The organism is Halomonas llamarensis, assembly GCF_023555005.1.
Lineage (GTDB): Bacteria > Pseudomonadota > Gammaproteobacteria > Pseudomonadales > Halomonadaceae > Vreelandella > Vreelandella llamarensis.
In genome coordinates this window covers 1-16,152 of the sequence record NZ_JAMJPJ010000045.1, presented here as the reverse complement: position 1 = coordinate 16,152, position 16,152 = coordinate 1, and the positions used below count along the sequence as shown (strand labels likewise).

At 53.9% G+C, this 16,152-nt stretch carries 19 protein-coding genes; 14 read left to right on the top strand and 5 right to left on the bottom strand.

The window, feature by feature from the left end:
• The first annotated feature begins 271 nt into the window (after positions 1–271).
• Positions 272–2,104 carry a LodA/GoxA family CTQ-dependent oxidase gene (locus M8006_RS16735; RefSeq protein ID WP_250084220.1) on the top strand — a complete coding sequence of 611 codons (1,833 nt, stop codon included), beginning with the start codon at positions 272–274 and terminating at the stop codon, positions 2,102–2,104.
• Complete coding sequence (locus tag M8006_RS16730) at positions 2,104–3,186, top strand: NAD(P)/FAD-dependent oxidoreductase (RefSeq protein ID WP_250084217.1); 1,083 nt, start codon at positions 2,104–2,106, stop codon at positions 3,184–3,186. The genes M8006_RS16735 and M8006_RS16730 overlap by 1 nt, the downstream gene beginning before the upstream one ends.
• A gap of 121 nt (positions 3,187–3,307) precedes the next feature.
• Here the strand turns inward: M8006_RS16730 and rlmF are convergent, their stop codons facing one another.
• Entirely contained in the window at positions 3,308–4,246 is a 939-nt protein-coding gene (gene rlmF / locus M8006_RS16725) for a 23S rRNA (adenine(1618)-N(6))-methyltransferase RlmF (RefSeq protein WP_250084215.1), read from the bottom strand.
• 377 nt (positions 4,247–4,623) lie between these two features.
• On the opposite strand from rlmF, the gene M8006_RS16720 reads away from it, so the two are divergent.
• On the top strand, positions 4,624–5,031 hold the full coding sequence (locus tag M8006_RS16720) for a hypothetical protein (RefSeq protein ID WP_250084214.1): 408 nt from the start codon (positions 4,624–4,626) through the stop codon (positions 5,029–5,031).
• Between the two features lie 36 nt (positions 5,032–5,067).
• Here M8006_RS16720 and soxR read toward each other — a convergent pair whose 3' ends face one another.
• Entirely contained in the window at positions 5,068–5,550 is a 483-nt protein-coding gene (soxR, locus tag M8006_RS16715; RefSeq protein WP_250084211.1) for a redox-sensitive transcriptional activator SoxR, read from the bottom strand.
• A 104-nt stretch (positions 5,551–5,654) separates the two neighbouring features.
• Between soxR and M8006_RS16710 the strand changes: the two genes are divergently transcribed.
• Positions 5,655–6,080 (top strand): VOC family protein, encoded by a 426-nt coding sequence (locus M8006_RS16710; protein WP_250084209.1) that lies wholly within the window; start codon positions 5,655–5,657, stop codon positions 6,078–6,080.
• A gap of 507 nt (positions 6,081–6,587) precedes the next feature.
• Here M8006_RS16710 and M8006_RS16705 read toward each other — a convergent pair.
• Positions 6,588–6,812 carry a hypothetical protein gene (locus M8006_RS16705; protein WP_250084207.1) on the bottom strand — a complete coding sequence of 75 codons (225 nt, stop codon included), beginning with the start codon at positions 6,810–6,812 and terminating at the stop codon, positions 6,588–6,590.
• Between the two features lie 118 nt (positions 6,813–6,930).
• Here M8006_RS16705 and M8006_RS16700 point away from each other — a divergent pair, with 118 nt between their 5' ends.
• The 10 genes from M8006_RS16700 to M8006_RS16655 all read left to right on the top strand — a co-directional run bounded on the left by M8006_RS16700 (position 6,931) and on the right by M8006_RS16655 (position 14,208).
• Positions 6,931–7,890, top strand: a complete 960-nt coding sequence (locus tag M8006_RS16700; protein ID WP_250084206.1) for a LysR family transcriptional regulator — start codon at positions 6,931–6,933, stop codon at positions 7,888–7,890.
• 203 nt (positions 7,891–8,093) lie between these two features.
• Positions 8,094–8,552, top strand: coding sequence for an HIT family protein (locus tag M8006_RS16695; protein WP_250084204.1), 459 nt, complete (start codon positions 8,094–8,096; stop codon positions 8,550–8,552).
• Positions 8,553–8,673: 121 nt separating this feature from the next.
• On the top strand, positions 8,674–8,919 hold the full coding sequence (locus M8006_RS16690; RefSeq protein ID WP_250084202.1) for an alpha/beta fold hydrolase: 246 nt from the start codon (positions 8,674–8,676) through the stop codon (positions 8,917–8,919).
• 291 nt (positions 8,920–9,210) lie between these two features.
• Positions 9,211–9,615, top strand: a complete 405-nt coding sequence (locus M8006_RS16685) for a RidA family protein (protein WP_250084200.1) — start codon at positions 9,211–9,213, stop codon at positions 9,613–9,615.
• 629 nt (positions 9,616–10,244) lie between these two features.
• Positions 10,245–10,859 carry a CDP-alcohol phosphatidyltransferase family protein gene (locus M8006_RS16680; protein WP_250084197.1) on the top strand — a complete coding sequence of 205 codons (615 nt, stop codon included), beginning with the start codon at positions 10,245–10,247 and terminating at the stop codon, positions 10,857–10,859.
• 170 nt (positions 10,860–11,029) lie between these two features.
• Positions 11,030–11,668: a lysophospholipid acyltransferase family protein gene (locus tag M8006_RS16675; protein WP_250084196.1), complete on the top strand. Its 639-nt coding sequence runs from the start codon at positions 11,030–11,032 to the stop codon at positions 11,666–11,668.
• An 8-nt stretch (positions 11,669–11,676) separates the two neighbouring features.
• A complete protein-coding gene (locus M8006_RS16670; protein WP_250084194.1) occupies positions 11,677–12,588 on the top strand; it encodes a phosphatidate cytidylyltransferase in 912 nt (303 codons plus the stop codon).
• Between the two features lie 233 nt (positions 12,589–12,821).
• On the top strand, positions 12,822–13,067 hold the full coding sequence (locus tag M8006_RS16665) for an alpha/beta fold hydrolase (protein ID WP_250084191.1): 246 nt from the start codon (positions 12,822–12,824) through the stop codon (positions 13,065–13,067).
• 222 nt (positions 13,068–13,289) lie between these two features.
• Positions 13,290–13,712 carry a tetratricopeptide repeat protein gene (locus M8006_RS16660; protein ID WP_250084189.1) on the top strand — a complete coding sequence of 141 codons (423 nt, stop codon included), beginning with the start codon at positions 13,290–13,292 and terminating at the stop codon, positions 13,710–13,712.
• A gap of 10 nt (positions 13,713–13,722) precedes the next feature.
• Positions 13,723–14,208, top strand: coding sequence for a YehS family protein (locus M8006_RS16655; protein ID WP_250084187.1), 486 nt, complete (start codon positions 13,723–13,725; stop codon positions 14,206–14,208).
• Between the two features lie 128 nt (positions 14,209–14,336).
• On the opposite strand, the gene M8006_RS16650 is transcribed toward M8006_RS16655, so the two are convergent.
• Both M8006_RS16650 and M8006_RS16645 read right to left on the bottom strand, forming a co-directional pair.
• Positions 14,337–15,614 carry a type II toxin-antitoxin system HipA family toxin gene (locus M8006_RS16650; RefSeq protein ID WP_250084185.1) on the bottom strand — a complete coding sequence of 426 codons (1,278 nt, stop codon included), beginning with the start codon at positions 15,612–15,614 and terminating at the stop codon, positions 14,337–14,339.
• Positions 15,611–15,859 (bottom strand): helix-turn-helix domain-containing protein, encoded by a 249-nt coding sequence (locus M8006_RS16645; RefSeq protein ID WP_250084183.1) that lies wholly within the window; start codon positions 15,857–15,859, stop codon positions 15,611–15,613. Before M8006_RS16645 ends, M8006_RS16650 begins: the two co-directional genes overlap by 4 nt.
• Positions 15,860–16,152 lie beyond the last annotated feature (293 nt).

Genomic DNA, 16,152 nt, shown 5'->3' with positions numbered 1-16,152 from the left:
TGTTTTATAACAGTCGGCGGCGGCATTCGACGCTGGATTACAGCAGCCCCAATGATTACGAATCAGCAATGGCAGAACTGAAGAAAGCGGCTTAACTGGGTTGTCACAAATTGCTTGACCACTCCATACCTTGTTCTATCTTGGTAGGCAGCAATGTACCGCTGAGCCAGCCGTACTATTTCTTCAGTTTCAGTTCTGGGATTTATGAGCCTATGCGGCGCCAGCACATCTTTGCTTCCTGGTGTCGTTCCACACAAAAAGGGAGTGACCGATGACTGAGATCGCTTATGCCAAAATCCACCCGGCTATTGGTATCGCCAGGGTTGGCAATTCCAAGCAAGCCGACGGTTTTTACATCGGCCCTCAGGTCACGGAGCCTCTGCCCAGGGAACCGGGTGCCTATCGGGACGCCACCGGTGCCTTGAAGCGCGAGGTGGCCGAATTCCGCATCTATGCTTACAACGGCAACGGTAGGGTAGTGCGGGAACTGACCATGGACGCCACCACCGAGATTACCTGGACGGTGGAGGTAGCTAACCATAAAGCGGCTTGGTACAACTTCGAGCTCGCGCTGGATATCCCCGAAGCGGAGACGGCAGCGCCTTCCACGCGTCGTAACGCCGGGGTGGCTCTGCGAGATCGGCACAATCTGTCCATCACCCCAGGTGCGCGTAGTATCAGTACCTGTTCCGGCGAGGCTCAGTTTCAGGGCGGCACGTTCATGGGAATAGAGGTGCCACTGGGAGAGTTGCGCACCGACGCCGTTGGCCGCCTGCAGGTTTTCGGCGGCCATGGGCACTCCGCCTCCTATCAGGAAAAGCCCCCCACCACCTTCGCCAATAATGATGGTTGGTATGATGACACCAGTGACGGTCCCGTGACGGCCACAGTATGGGTGGATGGTCATCCGATTACCGTGACGCCAGCCTGGGTGGTGGTGGCTCCGCCCAATTACGGCCCCCAGCAGAAAGCGGTACGCACCATGTACGCGCTGATGACGGATGTGGCTATTCAGGCGGGCCAGTTACCGGCGCCCACCAGGCCCTCCTTCACCGATGACATACTGCCCATCCTCAAAGCCATGTGCGATCTGCAATGGATGAATGCCGGATTTGCCGCGGGTTTCGGCTATGGTATGCCCCAGCACTTCCTGGAGCCCCGCTACCTGTCGCAACTGGCCGAGCCGGGTAACACCTACACTGAGCTCAGACGCACCGTGGTCAATAGCTTCCGCAACCCCCAGGATGGTGACATTTCCATGAAGCCCTGGCCCTGGATCTATGGTGATGCCATGAACGTCCCTATGCCCAGAGTGCCCGACGCTATGAACGCTCTGACCACCACCCAACTGGCTCTGCTGGACAAGTGGGCAGAAGGGGATTTCGAGGCGGACTACGATCCGCATCGGCAATCACCTGAGAGCATCGATAAGGTACCGTTGGAGCAGCAGCCCGCCATGCTGGACAGGGCGGCGCTGGAATTCTGCATCGCCGATGCCTTCCATCCGGGGTGTGAAATGACCTGGCCGGTACGCCACAGCACCATGTATATGGAACCCTACCGCTGGCGCCACCGCAGTCCCGAAGATCCGGAGCCGGACTACGGCACGACCCTGACGCCGACCATGGTGAAGTCCTATAACGGCCCTCTATACGGTCAATTTCCGGGCTCCGTTACTCGTTGGATGGCCATTCCCTGGCAAACGGACACCGCCAGTTGCCGTTCCGGCTACGACACCGAATATGACCCCTATCTGCCTACCTTCTGGCCTGCTCGGGTACCTAATCAGGTGCTGAGCAAGGAGAGCTATGACACGGTGATGAATGACTCGCTGCCGAGGGGAGAGCGCTTGGCTGCCTACCATCAACGTGCCGACTGGGACCGCACCCTGGGCGCTGACCACAATAAACAGTTGGCGAGAATGGTGACTGATTTCGATCAGATGGGGATTGTGGAGGTGCAGCCAGGGCTAAGCGGGGATCCCGACTTCCCACTGCAGATGCAGGTCGAAGATAGAGGCGGCCACGACTTGACGCCCGAGGAGCGCCACGACACCGACAAGGGCATGCGTAAGCTATTGATCGCCCAACGAAGCAGACGCTAATGGCCGCCCATCGTTCCTTCGACGCGGTGATCGTTGGTGCCGGACCCGCGGGGCTGGCGCTTGGCACCTTGCTGCGGCCGGAGCAGCGGGTGCTGGTACTGGAACGTCGGGCTCTCCCGGCCAGGTCACCTCCCATCGGGGAGTCCTTGCCGGGAGCGGCCGCCGTGCTGCTGCAGCGTCTTCAATTGCTGGCGGCTTTTCGAGAATCTGGGCATCGGGAACGGGGCGCTGCGGTATCGGTGTGGGATGTTGACAGGCCGGTCTGGCGAGATGCCATTCAGGATCCGGCCGGTCCCGGGTGGTATCTGGATCGGCGGAAATTCGAGCAGATGCTGCGTCGGCGAGCCCTGGATGTCGGGGTGACGCTGGGAGAGGGCTGCAAGCAAACGGATATCCGCCACCGTCATGGTCAGTGGCAGTTGGACACGACACTGGGGTCGTTCAAGGCGCCGGTGTTGGTGGACGCCACGGGTCGGAACGGACACTTGGCTCGCCGATTGGGATTACAGCGCTACGCTGATGATCCTTTGCTGTGTCTCTACTGCTTTCTGGATCAAGCGGACGAGAGCCAGGACGCCACTATGCGCATTCAGGCGGATGCCCATGGCTGGTGGTATACGGTGCGCCTGCCTTACGGGCAGCGGGTGTTGGCCTACCATATGGATGTCGATGATCCGCTGTGCCGTCGGCTGTTGCGTCGCCCCGACGCCTTTCTGGCCCGAGCCAGAGAGCATGCCCTGTTGGCGGAGGTGCTGGAGGGGCTGGCTCCTGCTCGTATACGTGGCCGACCGGCGGGCACATCACTATTGAAAGTAGCGCAGTTGCCGAAGGCGGGGCCGGGGTTTCTGGCTATCGGCGATGCCCTGCTGGCCTTCGACCCATTGGCTTCCCAAGGGCTCTTTCATTCCCTGGCCTCGGCGACCAGTGCGGCTAAGGCCATCGAAGCTGGCTTGCACCAATCTCTTGGTGCCTACCAGGATGAGATGCGAGCGGTTAGCCAGCGTTATCTCTGGCATCTCAAGGCCAGCTATCAGGGGCCAAGGCGTTTCGGTCATGCAACCTTCTGGCAACGACGGCAGTAAACGCAGCTTGGGATCGAATGGGTGAACGATATAATAAACCGCCTGATAGTTGCCTTAATATTCATGAAAACAGCGTGTTGGAGGAGATGAGGCTGGCTTCGTGCGCAACCTTGGAAACGGTTCATTTGAATGTCCAGGCCAGTACCCTCGTCATCTTATTTCCCTGCTTCATGTCTATTTCCCGTATATCAACGGCACCCAGCTTACGCATCAGCTTCTTGGCAGGCTTAATATTGTCGCTTTTTGAAACCAGACTGCTAAACCAGCGGCATTGCGTTGAGTATACTTGGCTTTCTTTTATGAGCTTTTTCAGAAACAGCTGTTCGCCCCCCTTACACCATAGCTCTGCCCCCAGCCCGCCAAAATTCAGAGTAGGTGATTGGGTTGTTGCTTTTTGTTCACCGCGGCTACGCGCAAGGTTATTGAGTTTAAGCTGGCTACCTTTAAGGGCTTCATCAAGCGTAGCATGGAAGGGAGGGTTGCATACGCTGACGTCAAAGAACTCTCCCGCTTGAATGATCCCCTCAAACATATGGTTTTTATCGTGTTGGATGCGCAGCGTGAAGCGATCTGTGAGTGTGGGATTGTTGGCGATAATTTTGGCGACGTTCTCGAGCGACTGAGTGTTGATGTCACTACCGACACACTCCCAGCCGTAAATTTGGCAGGCCAGTAACGGGTAGATGCCGTTGGCGCCAGTCCCTATATCGAGCAGCTTGATGCGGTGCTGTTCATGCTCAAGCTTAAATAAATCGGCTATGTAATGGATGTAGTCGGCTCTGCCTGGGATGGGAGGGCAAAGCGCGCCCTCTGGAATATCCCAACCGACAATATTGTAGTGTCGGTTTAATAACGCGGCGTTGAGTGTTTTGACTGCCAATGGATCAGCGAAATTGATGGAAAGCTCTCCATGAGCGTTCGGTTTCACATGAGGAGCTAGTGCAGGGTGACTTTTTATGAGAGCTGGAAAGTCATAGCCTTGGTTGTGTAGATTCTTCGGGTGCAGGCCTTTGCGAACAGGCTTGGCTCGGCTTTTTTTACTTCGATGGAGGGTGTTCACAGTAATGGCCCTGAGGCTTGGCGTTCAATAGTCGAGTGGGTTTGGCTTCGTCCGTGATTATAACCCTAATGGTTGTGTTCAGCTTACTCGGCAGTTCGAGGGTAGCGAAAGACCTCCGGCTATACGTGTTTTACCTTACAAATCAAGGAGGGTGGGAGAGACTAAGAGGCCTGATTCGGCATCCCCCCGAGAGAGTATTGAAGAAAAACTGCCATTGGAGTTTTAGCAGCCATAATGGTATGGCTTAGCTTATCAATTTACGTTATGCGGACCCAAACAGCCTAATATATCGGCTATCCAGGCATTGGGGTATAAGCGAATGAAAGCAGTTAGGTAAAAGCAGTTAGGTAATGGACAACCGGAGCATTAATAACCACATGAACCCCGTCATTCAAGAAGAAATATCCGGCTGTGGCATCGCATCATGTGCGGTGCTTGCGGGTATTACCTATGCGCAGGCCAAAGAGACAGCCAATGCTTTGGGTATCTATGCCGAAGACACTGCGCTGTGGTCAGACACCGAGTACGTCCGAAAGCTCTTACGTGCGTTGGGTATAATGGTCTCACGCACGGAGACGCCATTCGAGACTTGGGAGAGTCTGCCAGACAAGGCGCTGTTGGCCATCAAATGGCGAATGGAGCAGGGCAGGCCTTTCTGGCATTGGGTGGTGTTCGTCAGAAATGAGCGGGAGACGGTGGTGCTGGATTCCAAAAAAGCCCTGAAAACAAACACCCGCCGCGACTTTGGGCGCATCAAGCCCAAGTGGTTTATTCGTGTAGGTTAAGACCTGATGGCTATTATTAAGCGTTATTATTGCGGGCTACGAGCTAGCGCTTGGTGCTTGTTGGGCTCTCGCTTTTTGCTCTGCCTGATCAAGAAGGACTGGGCCGCTGCCTGATTCAGCCAGTTTGTCATCCGGGTTATAGAGCGGGCAGCTGGTCATGCTCAGGCAACCACAGCCGATGCAGCCCGCCAGGTTATTGCGTAGCTTCTGCAGATAAGCAATCCGGCCATCCAGCATTTGCTGCCAGTTTTTTGAAAGTTGCTGCCAATCTTCCACCGTCGGCGTGCGGTTGTTGGGTAGTGATTCAAAGGCCTGCTTAAGCTCTTCCAGGCTGACGCCGACTTTCTGCGCGGCTTTGATCACCGAAATCCGCCTCAGCACTTCTGGTTTGTAGCGGCGCTGATTGCCCGCATTGCGCCAGCTGTGAATCAGCCCTTGCTGCTCATAAAAATGCAGGGTGCTGACGTTAATCCCGCAGCGCTTGGCAACCTTGCCGACACTCCAAACCGTTTCTGCCATGACTTACCCCAGAATCTTTTTTGCCATTTTTCCGCAAAAACCACTTTACCTCAAGTTAAGTTGAGGTTTTATCCTACTATCTCACTTAACGCAAGGAGACTCTTATGTACTTGGAACACGTTAATCTGGTGGTTGCGGATATGGACGCCATGCTGGACTTTTACCGCGCAGTCTTCCCGCACTGGCGGATCCGCGATGAGGGCCATGGCGAGTGGTATGGCAAGCCACGTAAATGGATCCACTTTGGAGACGATGATCACTACCTGGCGTTAAGCGATCATGGCGAAGGGGAGAACCGCGATCTGAAAGGCCACAGCGTTGGGCTGGCCCATTTTGCTTATGCGACCGATAACCTTGACGCCGTTGTCGCCAGGTTAAATAACGCGGGTTTTGCCATCGCCAAACCCGGCGCCCCAGAGCCGTTTCGCAAAAATGTCTATTTTGTCGATCCGGCCGGTTTTGAAGTGGAGTTTGTCGAGTACCTGAGTGACATCCCGGCCGAGCGGAATTTAAACCGCGATGCTCAGTAAGAAACACTTTTTAGCCGCTGCTTGTGCTGGAAACGCAGACAGGTAGCGGCTTTCATGCCATTACCAAGTGAGAGGGCGATGCTCAAACAAGTCGGCGGTGTGGAAATTCAGCCCAAGCATAGGGCTGCGTGCCACTGCGGCATGGTGGTTCTTGAGCTTGAACTGCCTGATGGCCTTGTCGACCCCAAAAGGTGTAATTGCTCGATATGCAGGCGCAGAGGCGCGGTTATGGCCTATGTGCCATTGAGTGGTCTTGGTGTTATCAGCGGCGCTGAGCAGCTAACACTTTATCAGTTCAATGTCGGGTGTTAGGAAGGTGTTAACCCGCATGACTTACCTGATCTTCCCGTCAGTGACGGTATCAACCATGAAGCTGATCAGTAGCAGAAGGGACGAGTGTTAGGTCTCAAAATGGAGCATGAAGCAGTGATCACAAATTGGGTAAGGAATGATTCCGAGCATATGGATGCGCTAGCCATATAGCGGCTGCGCAGAAACGGCCACTTCTCAGCGCTGGCGAAACAAGTATCTTAGGATAGCTCGGATAAACTGTTGTTTAGCCTGACGCTGTTCCCGCTGCACCTTCTCAATATCAATGCCTCCCATCCCATCTTGGTATCTAAGCGGGATGCCTGACTTGTCGTCGATACCTTCTTTTTCTACGTCTTCTTTATTAAGACGAGTTAACGGATCTCCGACGTTAAAGCACGGCTTGTGTTTTGAATTCATCATGCCCCTGACCTCCATAACGTCGCCCTGGGTATCAGGGCCGTTTGGTTATTTCACTATGTCAGGGACATGCTAGTATTGTTCTATTACGCAAGATATTCCATAAATGTGAGCGAAGACTTTGCAAAAAAGAACAGTCAAAAAGAACAGGCAGCCCTCTATCTCCACACAGAAAACACGCAGTTACCTGGCGTGGAACGACTTTGAGGTTATTCTTGCCATCGCGACTGAAGGCTCTCTTTCTGGGGCCTCGCGAGCTCTGGGTGTCAGTCATGCGACTGTTTTCCGGCGGCTGGGTGAAGTTGAGCAGCGTCTAGGCGTTACTCTCTTCGAGAGGAGTCGTACCGGTTATCGGCCTACGCTGGCAGGGGAAGAACTCGCCGATACGGCTAGGATCATGGATGAAGCCGCCCTGGCGGCGGAGCGCAAAGTCGCTGGTCGTGACCTGGAGCCTAGTGGCGAAATTTATACCACCACAACGGACTCCTTGCTGATGGGGTTGTTGGCACCTTTGTTTACGCAATTCCGTTATAAATATCCAGCCATCTTGCTGGACGTTGCTATCTCTAATCAGCTGTTCAACCTGACTCGCCGGGAGGCTGACGTTGCGATCCGCCCCTCTAACCTTCCGCCAGAGAACTTGATTGGTCGACGACTGACCACGATTGGACAGGCTGTTTACGGGCATCGCAGCCTCGGCCTAACCCCGGGGGCCTCCATTGAGACCCTTGCCAGCCAACCTTGGATTGGAGCTGGGCCACGATTGCAGGATTCAGCGCTAGACCAGTGGATGGACAAAAATGAGCTGAAGGCGGCCTGTGTCTACCGTGTAGATACCTTGGTCAGCATACTCAGCGCGATACATGCGCGCATGGGGCTAGCCGTCCTGCCGTGCTATTTGGCGGATGAAGATCCGGATATTATTCAGCTCAGCGACCCTATCCCCGAACTGGAATACGGGCTGTGGTTTCTGATGCACCCAGACCTGAGAGGCGTTGTTAAAATTCACGCTTTGAAGGACTTTTTGACAGAGGCTATCCAGGCCCAGAAACAGCGCCTGGCTGGGCCTCTATTGAGTTAGCCTGCATTATCGTCTTCTAGCCAAGCGTTTCACTGTAGGCACCGATAAAGCGGCCAAAAGATGTAATTGCTCGATTTGCAGGCGCAAAGACGCTGTTATGGCCTATGTGGTATGGCAGTGAGTGGTAGCCTCGCCTTTTACCGGGTCGCTCTACCAAGTTTGTCGCTGGGCAACAGCGTATAAAGTGATATCAAGGACTGAACATGAGCTGTATTTTTTGTGAGATCGTGGCCGGTAACGTTCCAGGTCACAAAATATGGGAGGACGCTGATCACTTGGCCTTTCTTTCCATTTACCCGAATACGCCTGGGTTTTCAGTGGTCATCCCGAAGCGTCATATTTCAAGCTATCTGTTCGCTCAAGATGACGATGTCGTGACGTCGCTGGTATTGGCTTCAAAGCGGGTGGCTTTGTTACTCGATGAAGCATTGGATGATGTGGGTCGTACGGGAATGATATTCGAAGGCTATGGGGTAGATCATTTACATGCGAAACTGTTCCCTATGCATGGAACGGGCCCACATTCAGCGTTCAAGCCCATTGCGTCAAGCGTGGAAAAATACTTCCACAGCTATGAAGGCTACATTTCGTCTCATGACTATAAACGCGAAGACGATAACGTTTTAGCGGATCTTGCTGCCAAAATCAGGGCGAATGCTTAACCAAGCCTGGCATGGCGACACCTTATGTAGCGCCTTGTGCTGGTGTGAAGACGTTTGCTAACAAAACAAGCGCGGGCTGCTGGCGTCATGCAAAACACGACCAGTGCGGGGTATCACGACCATGTTTGACGCTTTTGAGAAGCGCCGTATCCACGCCGGAGACGCCGAGATATTCGTATGCCGCGGTGGGTCTGGCCTGCCGCTTTTTACACTCGTGATACCCGACCTGCGGGGCTACGGCGAGAGCACGGGGCTAGAACCTGATTCAGAGCACCTGGGATATCCCAAGCGTGCCATGGCCCAGGATATGGTGGAGGTCATGTCGGCGCTTGGGTCTGAGCAATTTCTGCTTGCGGGTCACGGTTGACCTGGCGCATGACCGTGCAGATCGCAATGCCGGTCGCCGGGTTCAATGCCCGATGCTTGTCGTCTGGCGTGATTGGGCTGATGACGTACGGGAAGTCGCTCTAGACTGCGGACATTTCGTGGCGGAAGAGCAACCGGATGCATGCGCAGCCGCCCTTCAACATTTTTTTGGTGAGTAGGCGAGTCTCTACCCTGAATTCAACCCTTGAAGTGTAGCGCCATTGGTCGGGAAAGCACCAGTACCGAGCTTGGCAGTGCCACTGTCGGCGGCAGCAAGTCAGGATGGCAATGCATGAACGATCATTGCAGTAGTTACGGCTGTAGTACTAGGGGCAATTTTCGTTCCTATGTGATGTCGAAAAATATGCTGTATTTATCCGGAAAGGGAGCCCCATTGCGAGAACCGGGAGGTGCTGTTCCAAAAGTTGGGCAGGAAGTTACTGTGGAGCAGGCTCGGGACTTCGCTCAAGAGGTTGGCCTGTATCTTCTTGCGCTGACCCAAGAAGCGCTAGGGGATTTTGAGAGAGTGCAGCGTGTCGTTAAGGTATTTGGTATGGTCAATGCTGATCCAAATTTTACTTCCCACACTGAGGTGGTCAACGGTTGTTCCGATTTGTTTGTCACCGTTCTTGGTGAGCGGGGGAGCATGCGCGTTCGGCCATTGGCGTTGGTTCATTACCTAAAGGGTTCGCTGTAGAAATTGAAACCATCGTCGAGTTTTCATAATGCTGACGCCTCATCTTGACCTCCAGCGACACGCATGTTTGGTCGCTGCTAGTACTGGAGCCGATAGGAGCAAAGCAATAAAAGTGTGTGCTGCTCAACTTCGACCCATCGCGGGTGATTTTGCGCGTAACCGCGCGAAGCATCTTGAACTGATCAAGCTTGCCGTTGCGCGTCGGTATCACATGAGTGTGGTCATGGTGAATTGTGTCGGCCCGAGCGATGGTTTATCAGCGTCGGCCAGTCGGCCGCTTGGAATGTGCGTGGAGAACTGCTTGCGCAGATGGAAGCCGAGTCAGAAGGGTTGGTTGTGCTAGACACCGTTAACGGGCGTGCTAGTGTGAAGCAACGTGCGAATATAACGCTTTAGCCAATGCTATGAAGTGGTGCGACAAGGTTCGTGAAGGTAATACTGTATCGCTAAAGGGTGCCAAGACATCGTTCTCCCCATTGTTGTGGAGGTACTTGCAAGTTAATATCTGAAACGACGGTTTGCTGTTGTGTGCCAGAAACCAACAACGTTGGGCAGTGCGCTTAGTCAATGGCTCGATACTCAAGGATGGCTGTGAGAATTATCATTCCTCGACCAGGATGTTATAGCGAATGAGTCTGTCTGTTTATCAATTGAAATCCCGCTTTCAGGATATTTTGCGGCCACTGGTTATTCTTCTGTATAAGAATGGCGTTACCGCCAACCAGGTAACCGTCATGGCGGCGGTGGGTTCTTTGTTACTCGGAGCCCTACTCCTTCTGTTGCCTCATACCTGGCTATTTGCACTTGTTCCGCTTTGGATGTTCATAAGAATGGCGCTCAACGCCATAGACGGTATGTTGGCACGTGAGTTTTCCCAGCAATCCCGCCTAGGTGCCTATCTTAATGAACTGGCCGATATCGTTTCAGATGCGGTTCTCTACCTGCCTTTTGCCCTGCTAGCTGGGGTTGAGCCTGCGCTGATAATCGCTGTGACCCTACTGGCCATTGTTAGTGAGTACGCGGGTGTACTCGGTGTGATGGTGGGTGCAGAGCGTCGCTATGACGGCCCCATGGGAAAGAGTGATCGGGCACTGATATTTGGCACTCTGGGGCTGGCCGTCGCTCTAGGCTGGTTGCCCGCCTTATGGATGAATCTGATATTTTCTGCGGTAACCCTTTTGCTATGTCTGACTATCTTCAACCGGGTAAAATCCGGTTTGAAACAGAGCGAGCGTGCAGATTAATTTGTATCTCAAAGCACTGGGGCAACATGCTTATTTGGCCTGAGCTACATTGGGTCATGCGTTATTGCCCAGCAATCTACTTACGTGGTGGCCAGTGACTAGCCCACAATCATGAGCGGGTACTGCGTCTGGTCTTTTTTCGCACCTGTAGCAAGAGTCTACCATTATCCATGAATATGCTGATCGGCTGGCTCACCGGATTGATCGCCAATTGCATTACTTTAGCCGCAAGATTCATAACAGGTGCCAGAGCTATTTGGTTGGGTTGCCACGCTAGCCATAATCGAAGGCTCTATTTTGCCAACCACAGCAGTCACGGTGACTTTGTACTGCTTTGGGCCTCACTTCCGGCTTTGCTCCGTAAAAGAACTCGCCCGGTTGCAGGTGCCGAGTACTGGCAGAACACAGCTCTGAAGCGCTTTATCAGCCAGCGGGTGTTCAATGCTGTGTTAGTCCCGAGGGGGAGCCAAGGCGCGGGTAATCCTCTGGCACCAGTCCAACAGGCATTGGCGGATGGCGACTCGCTGATCTTTTTCCCGGAAGGCACTCGAAACCTGAGTGAGTCGCCGCTGTTGCCTTTCAAGAGTGGAATCTATCATCTGGCGCACGCCTGCCCTGACTTGGAGTTAATACCGGTCTGGATTACCAATCTAAATCGCGCCATGCCCAAGGGACGTTATCTCCCCTTACCGTTGCTATGCACCTTGCGTTTCGGTGCACCGATCAAACTTCAGGATGAGGAAACCAAGGTGGCCTTCCTTGAGCGGCTGCGCTTGGCATTGCTCGCCATGTCACGGGAAGACGTATGAATCAGACATTGTGGTTGTTTGCCGGTATCGGCCTGCTCATGGTATTAGCGACTCTGGTAGGCAAGTTGCTGGCCTGGCGTAAGGGTAACGATGCTGTGATCGCCAACCTTAACGCCAGAATCAATGCCTGGTGGGTGATGGTATTCGCCATTGGCATCGCCTTCATGTTCGGCCTATATGGGGTGATCCTGCTGTTTTTCCTGGTATCTTTTTATGCGTTGAGAGAGTTTCTGACTCTTACTCCAACGCGGGATAGTGATTACCTGGCCCTGGTAGCTGCCTTCTATTTCGCTTTGCCGGCCCAGTATCTGCTGATAGCCATACACTGGTACGGCATGTTCAGTATCTTGATACCTGTATATCTGTTCCTTTTGATGCCCATTCTGTCCTCACTCGGCGGCGACACTACCCACTATCTGGAGCGCACCGCCAAAGTGCAATGGGGGCTTATGATCGCCGTCTACTGTGTCTCAACCGTTCCAGCACTGATGACGCTGAATATAGAGGGCTATGAGGGGCGTAACCTGATGCTTATTGCCTGGCTTATCTTTGTGGTTCAGCTATCTGATGTGCTGCAGTATTGTTGCGGCAAGCTATTCGGTAAACATAAGGTGGCACCCAAGCTGTCGCCTTCCAAAACCCTGGAAGGCTTAATAGGCGGAGTGTTGCTGGCGACGATGTTAGGCGCTGGCCTGTATTGGATAACCCCTTTCACTCCTTGGCAGGCGGCACTTATCGCTTTACTTGTTAATTTGCTGGGCTTTGCCGGTGGCTTGGTGATGTCCACTATCAAACGTGATCAAGGGATAAAGGATTGGGGCCATATGATTGAGGGCCACGGTGGCATGCTCGACCGTATTGACTCCGTCTGTTTCGCGGCGCCTGTATTCTTCCACGTGGTGCGTTACTGGTGGGCGTGACCGTTCTTCGTACCGGATGATCATGGCGAATTGTGTCGGGCCGAGCGATGACTTTATCAGCGTGGGCCAGTCGGCCGCTTGGAATGTGCGTGGAGAGCTGCTTGCGCAGATGGATGCTGAGTCAGAAGGGCTGGTTGTGCTAGACACCGTTGGCGGGCGTGCTAGTGTGAAGTTGCTTCTAATATAGGCAGCTGGCGTCATGCAAAACACGACCAGTGCGGGGTATCACCACCATGTTTGACGATTTTGAGCAGCGCCGTATCCACGCCGGAGACGCCGAGATATTCGTATGCCGCGGTGGGTCTGGCCTGCCGCTTTTTACACTCGTGATACCCGACCTGCGAGGCTACGGCGAGAGCACGGGGCTAGAACCTGATTCAGAGCACCTAGGATATCCCAAGCGTGCCATGGCCCAGGATATAGTGGAGGTCATGTCGGCGCTTGAGTCTGAGCAATTTCTGCTCGCGGGTCACGGTTGACCTGGCGCATGACCGTGCAGATCGCAATGCCGGTCGCCGGGTTCAATGCCCGATGCTTGTCGTCTGGCATAATTGGGCTGATGACGTACGGGAAGTCGCTCTAGACTGCGAGCATTTCGTGGCGGAAGAGCAACCGGATGCATGCGCAGCCGCCCTTCAACATTTTTTTGGTGAATAAGTTAGCTTGTTTGTCGATTTGTATAATAGAAAAGGTAATGCGCAGTGATTAACACCAAGATCTACAAGGCGGTTTACGAATTGGCGGAAAAGCTGATGAAAACTGCCGCGAAAGATGATAGAGAAACCTTTGATGCGCTGTATGCCGAGTTGCGGGCAATCTGCATCGATAACGAGAACACCGATAAAGACCACCCGGAACAATGGGAAACCCTGGCGGACTTTACCGAAGAGCTGGAAGGTGCGCTGGCGGGCTATGAAAAGGCCTTGGAAAAAGCCATCGCTATTGATTCCAGCGATCATATAGCCTCCATTGGTTTTTCCATGGCGATGTTGCAAGCTGAGACAGGCCAGACCGGCGCGGCTATCACCAGTTTGCGACAGGCAAAAACCAGCGCGCAGCGCACTGAAGATGACGACCTTAAAGCAGACATCGATGAGCTGCTTGAAAAACTAACCACCGGCTAGGAACCCGATTTTGACCAATAACGATATTTTTCGCCGTATCCGTTACACCTTTGATTTAAAAGACAGCACCATCGTGGATATCTTCGCCCTGGCAGAGGTCAGCGTGACCCGGGAGCAGGTAACGGCTTGGCTGAAAAAAGACGAAGACGACGCCTTCATAACCATGAAAAACAGAGAGTTGGCCGCGTTTTTGAACGGGTTTATCAGCTTTAAGCGGGGTAAGCGCGAAGGCCCGCAACCCGAGCCGGAAGCGCAACTGAACAATAATATGGTGTTTCAGAAGCTGCGCATTGCGCTGAACATGAAGGCGGATGATGTATTGGCGGTGTTTGAGTTGGTCGGGCTGCCGTTGAGTCACCATGAGCTCAGCGCCTTTTTCCGCAAGCCGAGCCACAAGAATTACCGTGAGTGCAAGGACCAGATGCTGCGCAATTTCCTGCTCGGCATTCAGCGTCAGTTACGGCCAGCCGCAGAAGACTCAGGTTCAAACTCCTGAAGGGCAGGCGGCGTGGAAAGCCAAACCAAGCACCGGGCTTTGTGCCGCATGCGGACATCACCAAGGTGGAAGGCGCATCGCACCTGGCGGGTGAGTGGCTATGACGTGGAATCACCCTAATTTGCCCGCTACCAGCGCTGCGCTTTTCGGCACTGCTTGACGATATGCTGCCGCTGCTGCTGAAGGCTTGCCCAGCGCTTGGCCGGTAAACCCGCGCTTTCAAGTGCAAGTTGAAAATCGGTGCTTTCAGCATGTTCAATCATGGCGTTGCACATCCGCGTAATTTCTCGCTTTATAAACGGGTAGCTGAGTTTGCACATGCTTGCCATCGCCTGCCAATCGCGCGGCAAAAGTTGTTGGGCGTTGTATTGCTCACCCACAGAGAATGCCAGATTGGGGTCGTACCCCAATACCACGGTGCCCACCAGGTCGTAGGCGGGGGCAATGTGCCACTTGCCCTGGTCATTTTGTAACAGCGATATATTTTTTGCATGGCCGTCGCTATTGCCCACAATGACGTTAAAAATTTGCCAGCGTAGTAGCTGTTGAATCGAACGGGCGGGGGGGTTGCAGGTATCGCGAAGGGTCTGGACGCAATTCCCCAGGGTGGGGCCTCCCATTTGCTGGTACTTATGCATCCGGGAAATGCCCATGGCTTGGCACATATCCTCTTGATGAAGCCGCTGTAGGGTTCCGTCTTTTCGTTGGCGGTCGTAACGCTCAACCAGCAAGTAGGGCGATCGGCCCGCGAAACGAACATAGGTGGGTGGGCAGTCCAGCCCGATAACGGCCGCCAGGGTATTAAGGTAGAGTTCATTAAGGATCACCTGTTCACGGCCATCGACGGCAAACTTGACGATGTGGGAGGAAGGGGTCATGCCCAGCGGTAGATAGAGGGTTTCCTGTTGCCAGAACACAGGGAGCTTATCTTGCGCGCCTGCGAGCGATAGCCGAGGCTTTACGTGGTGAGCATCATCGCTGTAAAGCGCATAGCGCTGACGAAAGGCGGCCCACTGCTGAAGCTTTTCGGCGGGCAGGCGCTGGTAGCCAACGTTGCTGCTGGCCGCAGGCTCGGGCCCAACGCCTGGCGGCAAGATCGTTAGCGCACCGGCACAGTCACCGCCGATAGCGGTAAGTAGAGAAAAATCGTCGTCAGGGATGCCGAGCTGCTGGATAAGCGCAGTGCGGGCTTGCTCTTCAGGTAACAAGTTGCCGAACCAGTGATGTGCGGTTTGGTTGTTAGGCTGCCAGGTTCGCTGACTTAACGGCAGGCTGTTGGAAATAGCGATGCCGTTTGCTTGCCACGCTTCATCGTATTCAAACCCCATCAAACGGCTGTCTGTACCCCGCCATAGCGTACCCACGCGGTGCTGGTTCCGCCATACCGTGAGTGTGTCAGGGCTCATGACACGGTATCCGTTGGCGTGGCGTGAAGCTCAATGCCTAGTGTCTCCATCACCAGCAGCACGCGGCCCAGCCCGCAAGACGCCCGGCCATTTTCCAACTCGCTTAAAAAACGCATGCTGACGCCGCACAGGCCGGCCAGTGTTTCGAGGGTTAGCCGCTGGCGTTTGCGCGTTTGGCGAATCAGCGTGCCGAGGGTTTTGGCGCTGGTAATCGGCGTTTGCGCCACTGAGTGAGGGCTATTCATGTCGGCATTCCTTTTTTATCCCTAAAAGGAAAATAATGCGCTTGTTGGCATGAGGTCAAGGTTTATTTCCCGATAGGGATAAAAATGCTAAATCGGCGCCGAATTGAGATAATTTTCCCGATAAGGAAATTCACGCTTCGCTTTATTATTTCCCAACCCACTACAGGAGTTATTGTCAAATTTTGTGTATGACCGTTTAGGCGGCGGTCCTATCTGACTGATCTGTTAAGGGCTCCCCATCCTGGAATTTCACGTTATTCACGACCAGTTCCAGTTTGTTGAACCCCGCTATT